The sequence below is a fragment of the Cellulomonas sp. HZM genome (assembly GCF_000708885.1).
Classification (GTDB): domain Bacteria; phylum Actinomycetota; class Actinomycetes; order Actinomycetales; family Cellulomonadaceae; genus Cellulomonas.
This window is the reverse complement of sequence record NZ_JEOE01000058.1, coordinates 1-11,889: the sequence shown is the minus strand read 5'-3', so window position 1 is coordinate 11,889 and position 11,889 is coordinate 1. Positions and strand designations below refer to the sequence as shown.

Sequence of the window (11,889 nt, the reverse complement as noted above, 5' to 3'; positions counted from 1 at the left end):
CGCGGCGGGGCACGGCGGCCGGGGGCTCGAGCCGTGCACAGGCACGACGACGCGCGCGACGATCCACAGGCCGGCGGCGTCGCTCGTCGTCGGCAGCCGACAGCGGAGCAGGCTCGCACCATGTCCCGCCGCCCCGGCTCGCACCGATCTCCCGACGACGTCATCCCTGACGTCGTGCTCGCCAGCAGACTCGCGCCCTCCGCTCTCCGGTCACGGATCCGAAGCGGCGAGGTCCGGCGCATCTCGCCCGGCGCCTACGCCACCAGCGACCTCGCGGACCCTCGTCAGCTCGCGCTCGCGAGGATGCGTGCGCACGCCGCACGCACGACCCGAGCATTCGTGTTCAGCCACGCGTCGGCGGCGATCCTGCACGGGCTCGCCCTGTGGCGGGTCCCGTCGGAGACGCACGTCCGGTCGTCGTCCTCGTCCGGTCGAGGTTCCGACTCAAGCGTCGTGCGACACCGGCCGTACCCCGATGCCGACGAGATGGCGGTCGCTCGTCGTCTCCCGGTGACGTCGCTCGAGGTGACCGCGTGGGACTGCCTGACCACGATGCGTTGCCTCGATGCTCTCGTCGTCGCGGACGCAGCGCTGCGTGCGGGAGCGTCGCTCGACGAGCTCGTCGAGCGAGCCCGCCGACGACAGGGCCGACGGGGATCCACGCGCGCACGGACGATCCTCGAGCACGCCGACGCCGGAGCGGAGTCGCCCCGCGAGACCTACCTACGGCTGGTGCTGCTCCGCGCCGGGCTGCCCGCGCCGCAGACGCAGGTCCCGGCGCGAACCGGACGAGGGACGTACTGGGGCGACCTGGGCTGGCCGCGATGGCGCCTCCTCGTCGAGTACGACGGGCGCGACAAGTACCGCGCGACCGACGGCACCGATCTCTGGCGGGAAAAGCTGCGGCGAGACGCGCTCGCCGACGCCGGCTGGCGCACGGTCCACGTCACCAAGGAGGACCGACCGTCCGACATCGTCCGACGTGTAGTCACGCACATCCCCGTCGACGCTCGCGTGGCTCTCACCGTGCGGCGGGAGCTGATGGGCTGGTGAGTGCGCCGGTTTCGGACGAGAGCGCGCGTCTGGACTTCGACTCTGGTCCGAAACTGGCGCACTCGCCGGACGGGATGGGCGGACGAGGACGGGGAGGTGCGGACGGATGGGCAGCCGAAGCGAGCGGCGGGCTCGGCGGACGAGTGGGCGGGGGGTCAGGGGAGAAGGGAGCGGAGGATCGCGACCGCGCCGTCGTCGTCGATCGTGCCCGTGACCTCGTCGGCCGCCGCGTGGACCTCCGGGGCCGCGTGGCCCATGGCGACGCCGCGGGCCGCCCAGCGCAGCATCTCCAGGTCGTTGCCGCCGTCGCCGATGGCCACGGTGGCGAACGGCTCGACGCCGAGCTCGCGCCGCACCGCCTCGAGCGCGGACGCCTTCGTCACGCCTGCGGGCGTGAGGTCGAGCCACGCGGTGTACCCCACCGCGTACGTCACCTCGTGCAGGCCGACGCGCTCGACGAGCTCGTGGAACTCCGCCTGTGTCGAGCCGGGGTGCCGGATGACGACGCGGGTCGTCGGCCGGGACGCCAGCTCGGCGAACGGCAGGCGCGTCAGCTCGCCCCCGATCTCCCCCGGCGGGAAGTCGCCGGACACGAAGAACCCGCGCCCCACGTCCTCGATCGCGAACAGCGCGTCGGGCACCTCGAGCGCGATCGCGCGCAGCGCCGGCCCGGGCTCGAACGTCACGGTGTCGACGATCGACACGCCTCCGTCCGGGTCGAGCCGAGCCGTCACCGCGCCGTTGGAGCAGACGAGCCACGTGTCGGTCAGCCCCAGCTCGCGCGCCACCGGCGCGGCCGAGTGCACGCCGCGCCCGGTCGCGAGCACCACGTGGATCCCCGCCTCGTCGACCGCCCGCACGGCCGCGTGCAGCTCGGGCGAGAAGTCGCCGTCGTAGGAGACGAGCGTCCCGTCGACGTCGAGGGCGACCAGCTGCGCGCGGCTCATCGGGGCTCCAGCACCTCGAGGCCGCCGAGGTACGGCCGCAGCCCGGCCGGGACGCGCACCGATCCGTCCTCGAGCTGGTGGTTCTCGAGGATCGCGACGAGCCAGCGCGTCGTCGCGAGCGTGCCGTTGAGCGTCGCCACCGGGCGGACCACGCCGTCCGAGGTCCGCTCGCGCACGCCGAGCCGCCGCGCCTGGAACGTCGTGCAGTTCGAGGTCGACGTGAGCTCGAGGTACCGCTCCTGGCTGGGCAGCCACGCCTCGCAGTCGAACTTGCGCGCGGCGCTCGAGCCGAGATCCCCCGCGGCGGTGTCGATCACGCGGTACGGCAGCTCGACGAGGCCGAGCATCTCCTTCTCCCAGCCCAGGATGCGCTGGTGCTCGGCCGCGGCGTCCTCGACGGTCGTGTAGCTGAACGCCTCGACCTTGTGGAACTGGTGCACGCGGATGATGCCGCGCGTGTCCTTGCCGTACGAGCCTGCCTCGCGCCGGTAGCACGCCGACCATCCCGCGTACCGCAGCGGGCCGTCCGACAGGTCGACGATCTCGCCCGAGTGGTAGCCCGCGAGCGCCACCTCCGAGGTCCCGACGAGGTACAGGTCGTCGGCCTCGAGCCGGTAGATCTCGTCGGCGTGCGCACCGAGGAACCCGGTGCCCGCCATGACCTCGGGCTTGACCAGCGTGGGCGTGATGACGGGCGTGAAACCGGCCGCGAGCGCACGGTCGACCGCCGCGTTGAGCAGCGCCAGCTCGAGCCGCGCGCCGATCCCGGTGAGGTAGTAGAACCGCGCGCCCGACACCTTCGCACCGCGCTCGGTGTCGATGGCCCGCAGCCCCTCGCCCAGCGAGAGGTGGTCGCGCACCGTGAACCCGTCGCCGTACTCGGCGGCGAAGTCGCGCGGCGTCCCGACGTGCTCGAGCACCACGTAGTCGTCCTCGCCGCCCGCGGGCACACCGGGCTCGACGACGTTGCCGATGCGCCGCGCGAGCTCGGTCGCCCGCTGCTCGGCGGCGTCGGCGTCGGCCTGCAGCGCCTTGACGCGCTCCGCGAGCGAGCGCCCGTGCGCGAGCAGCGCCTGCTTCTCGTCGCCCTGCGCGGCGGCCACCAGCTTGCCGTGGGACTTCTGCTCGGCCCGCAGCGTCTCGAAGTCGGTCAGGGCGGCGCGACGGCGGGCGTCGGCGTCCAGCACCTGGTCGACGAGGTCGGGGTCGTCCCCCCGGGCCACCTGGCTCGCGCGGACCACGTCCGGGTCGTCGCGCAGCAGCTTGAGATCGATCACGGCACGACCCTACCGACCACCGACGGCACCGGCTCACGTCAATAGGACGGACACCGGCGCCCCGGGCACCGTAGATTGCGCGTGTGACCTGGGCGGGGTGGGTGGCGGTTGTCGCCGCGGTGCTGGCTCTCGTCGCGCTCGGTTTCGCCGTCGCGGCGTGGCGCAGCCAGACGCGGATCCACCGTCGTCTCGCGGGTCAGTCGGCGACGGGTGAGCGCGCGCGCACGCTCGCGCAGCAGGTCGACGACGAGGGGGACACGGTCGCGTTCGTCGCGAACCCCTCGAAGCCCGACGTGGCCGCGCTGCGCGAGGCGATCCACCGCGTGGTCGCCGAGCTGGGCCTGCCGGACCCGCTGTGGTTCGAGACGACCGTCGAGGACCCCGGGGTCGGCCAGACGCGTGCCGCGCTCGCGGCGGGTGCCGACGTGGTCGTCGCGATCGGCGGGGACGGGACCGTGCGCGCCGTCGCGGAGGCGCTCGTCGGGACCGGTGTGCCGATGGGGCTGGTCCCGCTGGGCACCGGCAACCTGCTCGCCCGCAACCTCGACATCCCCGTGGGCGACCCGCTCGGCGCTCTGCGCACCGCGCTCACGGGGAGCGACCGGACGATCGACGTCGGCTGGCTGCGCGTGCTGCGCTTCGAGCACGAGGTGGTCGACGACGTCGCGCGCGCGGCGGACCCGCAGCCCGAGGGCTCCGACGCCCCGCGCGACCACATCTTCCTGGTCATCGCCGGCCTCGGGTTCGACGCCGCGATGGTGGCGGACACCGACGACGCGCTCAAGGCGAAGGTCGGCTGGATGGCCTACTTCGTCTCCGGCTTCAAGCACCTGCGCGGCAGCCGCGTGCGCGTGCACGTCCGGGTGGACGACGAGAAGCCGACGACGACCCGCCTGCGCAGCCTGCTCGTCGGGAACTGCGGCCGGCTCCCGGGCGGCCTGACGCTGCTGCCCGACGCCGTGGTGGACGACGGCTGGCTCGACCTGGCCGCGATCGACACGCGCGCCGGCATCGCGGGCTGGGCGCAGCTGTTCGGCGAGGTCGTGCTCCAGGGCTGGGGCATGCGCAACCCCGCGCAGCACAAGATCGGGCGCATCGACCACCGGCGGGCGCGCGAGGTGCGCATCGTCGTCCCCGGCGGCGAGCACGCGCAGGTGGACGGGGACGTCGTGGGGCGTGTCGTGGAGGTCACGGCGCGCGTCGACCCGGGCGCGCTCGTCGTGCGCACGGCCTGAGCCTGGACGCACCGGCCGACGTGGCCCGACGACGGCGCACGGCTGACGCTCAGGTCGCCGAGCCGTCCCGCAGCGCCCGCAGCCAGTCGCGTGCACCGACGAAGTCCGCGTCGGCGGTGCCCACGTGCACGGTGGGCTCGAGCTCGTCGGCCCGCGGGTACGACCCGAGGTACCGCACGTACGGGCAGCGCCGGTGCAGGCCCATGATCGCCTCGCCGACGCGCTCGTCGGTGATGTGCCCCTCGGCGTCGATGGAGAACGAGTACCGCCCGAGCGCGTCGCCGATGGGGCGCGACTCGATCCGCGACAGGTTCACGCCGCGTGCCGCGAACTGCTCGAGCATGGCGAGCAGTGCGCCGGCCTCGTTGTCCGGCAGGTGCACGACGAGGGTCGTCTTGTCCGCCCCGGTGCGCTCGGGCACGGAGCCCGGGTGGCCGACGACGACGAACCGGGTCACCGCGGTCGCGTTGTCCGCGACGTCGTGCGCGAGCACCTCGAGCCCGTACGTCGAGACCGCCGGGGGCGGCACGAGCGCCGCGTCGAACGGCAGCGGACCGCCCTCGGCGATCAGCGCCGCGGGGGCCGTGTTGGACGTCGCGGGCACGTGCACCGCGCCGGGCAGGTGCGCCGCGAGCCACCGGCGGCACTGCACCCAGGCGTGCGGGTGCGCGGACACGCGCCGCACGTCGGCGAGGCGCACACCCGGTGCGGCCGCGAGCGTGAACTGCACCGGGACGAGCATCTCGCGCAGGATGACGAGCGGCTCACCGCCCGCGAGGGAGTCGAGCGTCGCGGTGACGCCCCCCTCCACGGTGCTCTCGATCGCGACGACCGCGTAGTCGGCCTCGCCGGACCGCACCGCGGCCAGTGCCGAGGCGACGTCTGTCTGCGGGAGGTAGGTCGCCTCGTCCGGGCCGGCGACCTGCCGCAGCGCGGCCTCGGTGAACGTGCCCGCCGGTCCGAGGTAGGCGTAGCGCGGGGTCGTCATGGGCCCTCACGGTACTGGCGCACGGCCGCGGACCCGGGGAGCGGCTCGTCGACCGGCCCAGCGCGCAGCAGCAGCGAACCCATCGCCGGCAGCCACGCCGCGAGCACACCCGTGGCGATCTTGATGCCGTAGTCGTTCACCACGGACCCGCCGACCGCGGCCACCAGCAGCGCGAGCACCAGCGGGTGCACCAGGGGCCACCGACCGACGAGCGCGTCCCAGTCCCGCCACCGCACCCACGCGGCGCGCCACACGAGCAGCACGCCGACGACGAGCAGCGCCATCGTCAGCCACGACGCCCAGCCCGCGTTCACCGTGCGCAGCGCGTAGTCGAGCTTGCGCGAGATCGTCTGCCATGCGGTCCCGTCGACCACCGACTGCACGAAGATCCCCAGGTGCGTGCGCTCCGCCGAGGGCCGCCGCCAGTCGAGGTAGCCGATCGCGGCGACGAGCAGCACGCCCGCGACCGCTGCGAGCCCGAGCCGCACCCAGGTGACGCGGATCCCCGCCACCGCGAGCACGACGATCGCCCCCGCGGGCAGCAGCACCAGGCCGCCGCCCACGTCCGCGCCCAGGCTGGGGAACAGGTCGACGACGAGCGCGACGCCGCAGATCGCCGCGGCGGCGCCCGCCGCGAGCCAGCGCCACCGCCGCAGCGCGGTCCCCACCACGCACGCCGCGAGGAGCGCACCCACCACGTACACCGAGTACGTCGGGTTGCCGAACCCGTAGAACCGCCCTCCGAGCGTGGGCGCCGGGCCGAGCAGCGATCCGCGGTGCAGCGGCGTGCCGAGCACGGCGTCGAGCGTCAGGAGCGCGAACGTGACCAGGCCGGTCGCTCCCGCCGCACCCCACACGGGCCGCCAGGGCAGGAGCAGCGCGAGCCCGGTGACCAGCAGCGTGCAGCCGACGACCGCGACCCACATCACGGTCGTCGGGGACGAGAACCGCCACCACGACGTCGTCGTCATGAGGAACACGCCCGCCGGGAGCGCGAGCAGGAACACCTGGAGCGCGTCGAGCACCCGCCGGAGCGTCGCGCCCGTGCGCGGGAGACGCCGGGCCAGCGGCGGCACGACGAGCGACGCGAGCACGACGAGCACGAGCGAGACGAGCATGGGCGTGGTGGTCACCCGGCCCGACGTCCCGCGCAGCGCCTGGTCGCGCGTCGTGAGGTCGGCGAGCTGGCGCACGGTCGTCGCGGAGTCCGCCGGCCGGTCGACCCCGACGGTCATCGGGGATCCCGTGAAGACGTCGGGCGTCGGCAGGCCCACCGCGGTCAGCACCGTGGACGGCAGGTCGAGCAGGCGCACGACGCCCACCCACCGCGTCGAGGGGGTCGACAGGAACGTGGCGCCGTCGAGCTCGTCGGAGTCGAGCAGGCCCACGCCGAGCGCCGCGCGCGCCGACGCCGGGTTGCCGGTGTCGACGACCATGACGGTCGACGACGCGGGCACCGCCTGCAGGATGCGGCGCAGCTGGTCGTCGAGCTCGGCGAGCATGGTCGCGCGCGTCGCGTCGTCGATGCCCCGCGCGTGCGGCGCGTCGCCGGCGTCGACGAACGTCACGGGGCACGAGAACGCGTCCGCGGGCTCGGCGACCGCCTGGTCGACCGTGCGGTAGCGCGGCACCGAGCCGTCGGGGCCGGCGAGCGCGAGCGCCGCGTCGGCTCCCACCGCGGTCGCGCACACGCCACCGTCCGCGAAGGTGGCGCCGAGCGTGCCGAGCACCGGGTGGTACTCCGAGCGGGACTGCAGCGCGACGAGCCGCGACCAGCCGTCGACCTGCGCCGTCCCGTCGCCGAGCGTGACGTGCCACGGCGCGCACACCCACGTCCCGTCGACCCGCTCCCCCGTGACGGGCGCGACGCCTGCCGACAGGGAGAGCCAGCCGCCCGCGTCGCACGAGGCCGGCGCGCCGGTGACCCCGGGCGCGACACCGCCCGCTGCGGCCCCGTCGCGCAGCAAGGACCACAGCGTGGGCGTCGTCGTCCGGTCGACGTCCGCCCAGGTCAGGCCGCCGGTGCCGACGACCACGACGGGGCGGTCGTCGGGCACCGCGGCGGCGCCGACGCCGGACGTGACGCCGCCCGCGACGGGCGCCGTGGGGAGCAGCACGGACCCGACGAGCAGCACCGCGAGCAGCGCGCCGCCGGTCGCGACGACCACCGCGGGCATCCGCCGCACCGGGGAGTCGAGGTCCCGCACGCCCGCGGGCAGGCCCTCCCACGCGTGCCCGAGCGCCGACAGGACGAGCATCGTCCCGGCGACGCCGAGCACGGCGACCGCCACGACGACGCCCGAGTCGTTGAGCAGGGAGCCGAGCACCGCGACGACGACGACCGCGAGCAGCACCGGCCGCAGCACCGGCCACGCCGCGTACGCGCGGCGCACGAGCGCGGGCCGCCAACGGTCCGGGCCGACGAGCAGCACGCACACCGCGATGCACGCGAGCGCCGCGAGAGCACCCAGCGGCGCGTCGACGGTCGACCAGGCACCGCGCGCCTTGCCCGAGAGGATCGCCCACGAGTCGCCGTCGAGCACGTGCTGCACGAACAGCCCGAGGTGCGAGCTGCGTCCGGGCCGCGCCCAGTCGACGACCGCGACGAGCGCGACGGCGAGCAGCGCGAGCGCCGCGACGAGCAGCGCGCGCCGCGGCGTCACCCGCACGCCCGCCACCGCGAGCGCGAGCACCGCGAACGCGGGCACGAGCGCGAGCACGCCGCCGAAGTCCGCGCCGAACGTGGGCCACCCGTCGACGACGACGCTCACGGCTCCGAGCGCGACGACCGCGGCGAGCGCCCCGCGCCGCCGGCCGAGCCGGATCAGCCACGCGGCGACGGCCCCCGCCAGCACGAGCGCGCTGGCGGCGTAGATGCCGAACGTGGTGTTGCCGAAGCCGTAGTACCGGGCGCCCAGGGTGGGTGTGACGCCGAGGATCGAACCCTGCTGCAGCACCGTCCCCGTGACGCCGTCGACCGTCAGGACGAGCCACGTGATGCCCGCCGCGGCGCCTGCGAGCGTCCAGCGCCCGCGCGGCAGCAGGCGCGAGACCAGCCAGATGACCAGCGCGACGACCACCGCGGCTAGCGCGTACCACGCGATCGCGGCGAACAGCGGCGCGGGCGAGCCCCACCAGCGCGAGAGCGCAGCGAGGTGCGCCCCCACGGGCGTGCTCGCGCCGAGCAGCAGCACCGCGAGCACCGCGCGCCGCGCCGCCGGTGCCAGGAGCGCATCGCGTCGTCGGGCCACGAGCACCACGCCGAGCGCGACGGCGACCGCCGCGCCCGCGACGCCCAGCACGAGCGGCATCACCTTGGGCGTGATCGTCGTCATCTGGACGAGGTAGCGCCGGTTCTCGACCGTCCGGTCAGCGCTCATGCGGCGCTCGGAGTCGACGACGACCGGCGAGCCGTCGAGATCGGCCGTGCTCGCCCCGGCGGCCTGCGCGAGCGTCGCGCCCAGGTCGGCGAGCGTCACGATCCCCGGGTACCGCGTGGATCCCGACGAGAGCCAGCCGACCTGCCCGCCGCCCCGCTCCCACTCGACGACGGCCTGCAGCCCGGCCTCGCCCGAGGCGCTGTCCGACACCCCGGCGACGAGCACGCGCGTCCCCGCGGCGACCTGCGACGTGAGCCGGCGCAGCTCGTCGTCCAGGGTCGTCAGCGCCTGCGCGCGCTCGGTCCGTGCGGCCGGCAGCTCGCCCGCGTCGACGACCGTCACGGGGCACTCGGTGACCTGCGGCGCGGGCAGCGTCGCGGCGTCGTCGACGTACCGGTCCAGGTGCCCGCGCTCGTCGGCCAGCGCGATCGCGGCGCCCGGTCCCGCGCCCGTGCTGCACGCCGGCACGTCGTCGATCCGCTGCCCCACGGTCCCGGGCACGCCGAGCGCCTCGGGCCCCTGGTCGGTGAGGCCCTTCCAGCCGCGCACGGTCGCGGGCAGGGGCGTGCCGAGGGCCGACGAGGCGCCGCCGATCGTCGGCAGCGGCGCGCACCCGTCGACGTTCGCGGGCTCGTCGTCCGTCCCCGCGGAACCGTCGTCGGACCCCGGACCGTCCGCCGCGACCGCGACCCGGCGTCCCGCCGAGACGGTGAGCCACGCGTCGAGCGGGCACGAGACCGGGCGCGCCGTGTGCACCGAGATCGAGCCGACCGAGCCCTCGCCGACCATGCGCCACAGCGTCGGCGTCGCGGACCGGTCGACGTCCGACCACTGCAGCCCGCCGACCCCCACGAGGACGACCGGGGGTACGGGAGCGCTCGGCGCGTCGGCGGCGGCCGGCCCCGCGACCGACATCCCGGCGAGCGCGACCAGCACCGCCGTGACCAGCACGTGCGCGAGGCGGCGGACGGAGAGGGGCACCCGCACAGGGTACGGGGACGGCCTGGCACGAACCGGACGCCAGCCGCGCCCTCGTCGGCCCCCCCGCCGCGACCGCGCGGGTTCTCCGTGAGAGCCGCACCAGCAGGCCGCCCGGTCACGGGGAACCCACGCGGTCAGCGAGGCAGGTGGCTCATGGCGCGGCGGGACCGGCGCGGGGCCGGTGCGGCGCGGGTGCGGTGCGAGGCCAGCGCGGCGAGGTCAGCGGTGCGTGCGCGGCGTCGGCGTCACGGCGTCCTTGACCGCGCCCGCCACGCGGCGCACCCGACGAGCGTTCACCGCGAGCTGCACGTCCCGGTACTGCGCCGCGCGGTGCAGCTGGCCCTTGAGGTCCGAGCCCGACGGCCGGTGCCGCAGGTCGCACGGCACCTCGACCACACGGAAACCCTGCCGCAGCAGGTCGATCGTCATGCCGGTCTCGACGCCCCACCCGTGCGCGAGCGGCGTCGCGGCCTCGAACGCGTCGCGCGTGAGGCAGCGCATGCCGGACAGCGGCTGGCTGGGCGTCCAGCCGGTCATCGACGCGATGGCCCGACGAGCGGCGCCGACGACGATGCCACGGCCGCCCGCACCGGGCTGCGGGGGCAGCAGCGCGATCGCGAGGTCGGCGTGCCCCTCGAGCACCGGGGGCACCAGCGGTGCGGTGTTGACCGCCGTCTCGCCGAGGTCGCCGTCGACGAACAGCAGGATGCGCGGCAGGCGGTCCGGGGAGTCACGCATCGCGACGACCTGCGCCCCGGTCTCCATCGCGGCGGCCTTGCCCCGGTTGTGGGAGTGACGCACGACGACCGCACCGGCTGCGCGCGCCACGTCCTGGGTGTCGTCCTCGGAGCCGTCGTCGACGACGAGCACGAGGTCGACGTGCGGGATCGCCTTGGCCGAGCGCACGGTCGCCGCGATGCGGCGGGACTCGTCCTTGGCGGGGATGACGACCGCGACGCGCTGGCGCAGCGCACGGCCGCGGGGCGCGCGAGCGGGGACCGGCGCGGGCGACGGGCCAGGCGCAGAGGAAGGCGCGGGGTCCGACGACGACGTGGGTGCTGGAACCGCTGCGGACGCGGACGCGGGGGCCGCGGGCTCGTCGGCCGCTGGTCTGCCCTTGCGCATCACGCCGTCAGCCTATCGACGTCCTGGGCGGTCCCGCCGCTCAGCGGAGGGTGACCTGGCGCGCGACGAGCCCGGCCCGCGCGCGGCGCTCGTTCGCGTCGAGCGGAGCGGTCTCGGCCAGAGCGGCCTCGAACTTCGGCGCGAACGCCACCACGGCGTCCTGCACGTCCTCGGCCTCGGACCCGCGCGGCAGCTCCCACACGGGCACGACGATCCCGCTCGAGCGGAAGTAGCCGACGAACTTGGCGCCGTCGAAGCCGGACTCGCGGCGCGCGTGCAGGCGGGCCAGCGCGTCGAGCACCACCTGCTCGTCGTGCGGCTGCGCCCAGCGCAGGAACTCGCGCGCACCCATGCGGCACCAGTACGCGGCCTCGACCCCGTCGAGCTTGACGGTGTCGATGATGCCGGCGTCGGCGTCCTCGATCGCGGCCTGGAGGTCGTCGGTGCGCTCCACGTCGTCGGCCAGCCAGTAGGCGAACGACTCCTCCACGGTGACCTCGAACGGCACCGACGGGTCGAGCACGTCCTGCAGGCGGGGGCCGGGCTCGGGCAGCTCGAGCATCTCGATCGCGGTGCCGGGCTCGGAGTCGATCGCCTCGAGCAGCGCGGCCGCGAGGTCACGGCTGGTGTCGCCCGAGCTGCCGACCGTCTGGAGCGCGAGCAGGATCACGCCGTCCGAGCGGTGCAGCGCCGGCCACGACTGCGGCAGGACGGTCGTGACGAGCACGTCCTTGGCGCCGTGCTCCTTCGTCGTGCGTGCCTTGGCGGTCGCCGCGGGGACGACCTCCTTGAGCGCGACCCAGTCGGGCTCACCCGGCAGGCCCTCGAACGGACGCAGCACGAACGCAGGGGAGTTCTTCGCCATGCGCGCAAGGCTACCGGCCGCATCCCCTCCCCCCGACC

Annotated in this window: 8 protein-coding genes; 2 read left to right on the top strand and 6 right to left on the bottom strand. The window is 75.4% G+C overall.

Going from position 1 to position 11,889, the window contains the following annotated elements:
* Nucleotides 1-453: 453 nt before the first annotated feature.
* Complete coding sequence (locus AW16_RS18550) at nucleotides 454-1,053, top strand: hypothetical protein (RefSeq protein ID WP_156044223.1); 600 nt, start codon at nucleotides 454-456, stop codon at nucleotides 1,051-1,053.
* 155 nt (nucleotides 1,054-1,208) lie between these two features.
* Here the strand turns inward: AW16_RS18550 and AW16_RS0116295 are convergent, their stop codons facing one another.
* Both AW16_RS0116295 and serS read right to left on the bottom strand, forming a co-directional pair.
* Nucleotides 1,209-2,000 (bottom strand): HAD family hydrolase, encoded by a 792-nt coding sequence (locus AW16_RS0116295; RefSeq protein ID WP_029292127.1) that lies wholly within the window; start codon nucleotides 1,998-2,000, stop codon nucleotides 1,209-1,211.
* The gene (serS, locus tag AW16_RS0116290; RefSeq protein WP_029292125.1) at nucleotides 1,997-3,277 is read right to left on the bottom strand and encodes a serine--tRNA ligase; all 1,281 of its coding nucleotides are present in this window, start codon (nucleotides 3,275-3,277) and stop codon (nucleotides 1,997-1,999) included. Before serS ends, AW16_RS0116295 begins: the two co-directional genes overlap by 4 nt.
* Before the next feature lie 83 nt (nucleotides 3,278-3,360).
* On the opposite strand from serS, the gene AW16_RS0116285 reads away from it, so the two are divergent.
* Entirely contained in the window at nucleotides 3,361-4,512 is a 1,152-nt protein-coding gene (locus AW16_RS0116285; RefSeq protein WP_029292123.1) for a diacylglycerol kinase family protein, read from the top strand.
* A 49-nt stretch (nucleotides 4,513-4,561) separates the two neighbouring features.
* Here the strand turns inward: AW16_RS0116285 and pheA are convergent, their stop codons facing one another.
* The 4 genes from pheA to AW16_RS0116265 all read right to left on the bottom strand — a co-directional run bounded on the left by pheA (nucleotide 4,562) and on the right by AW16_RS0116265 (nucleotide 11,851).
* Complete coding sequence (gene pheA / locus AW16_RS0116280) at nucleotides 4,562-5,500, bottom strand: prephenate dehydratase (protein WP_029292121.1); 939 nt, start codon at nucleotides 5,498-5,500, stop codon at nucleotides 4,562-4,564.
* Nucleotides 5,497-9,861: a hypothetical protein gene (locus AW16_RS0116275; RefSeq protein WP_156044222.1), complete on the bottom strand. Its 4,365-nt coding sequence runs from the start codon at nucleotides 9,859-9,861 to the stop codon at nucleotides 5,497-5,499. Before AW16_RS0116275 ends, pheA begins: the two co-directional genes overlap by 4 nt.
* 219 nt (nucleotides 9,862-10,080) lie before the next feature.
* Complete coding sequence (locus AW16_RS0116270; RefSeq protein WP_029292118.1) at nucleotides 10,081-10,989, bottom strand: glycosyltransferase; 909 nt, start codon at nucleotides 10,987-10,989, stop codon at nucleotides 10,081-10,083.
* A gap of 37 nt (nucleotides 10,990-11,026) precedes the next feature.
* A complete protein-coding gene (locus tag AW16_RS0116265; protein WP_029292116.1) occupies nucleotides 11,027-11,851 on the bottom strand; it encodes a DUF5926 family protein in 825 nt (274 codons plus the stop codon).
* Nucleotides 11,852-11,889 lie beyond the last annotated feature (38 nt).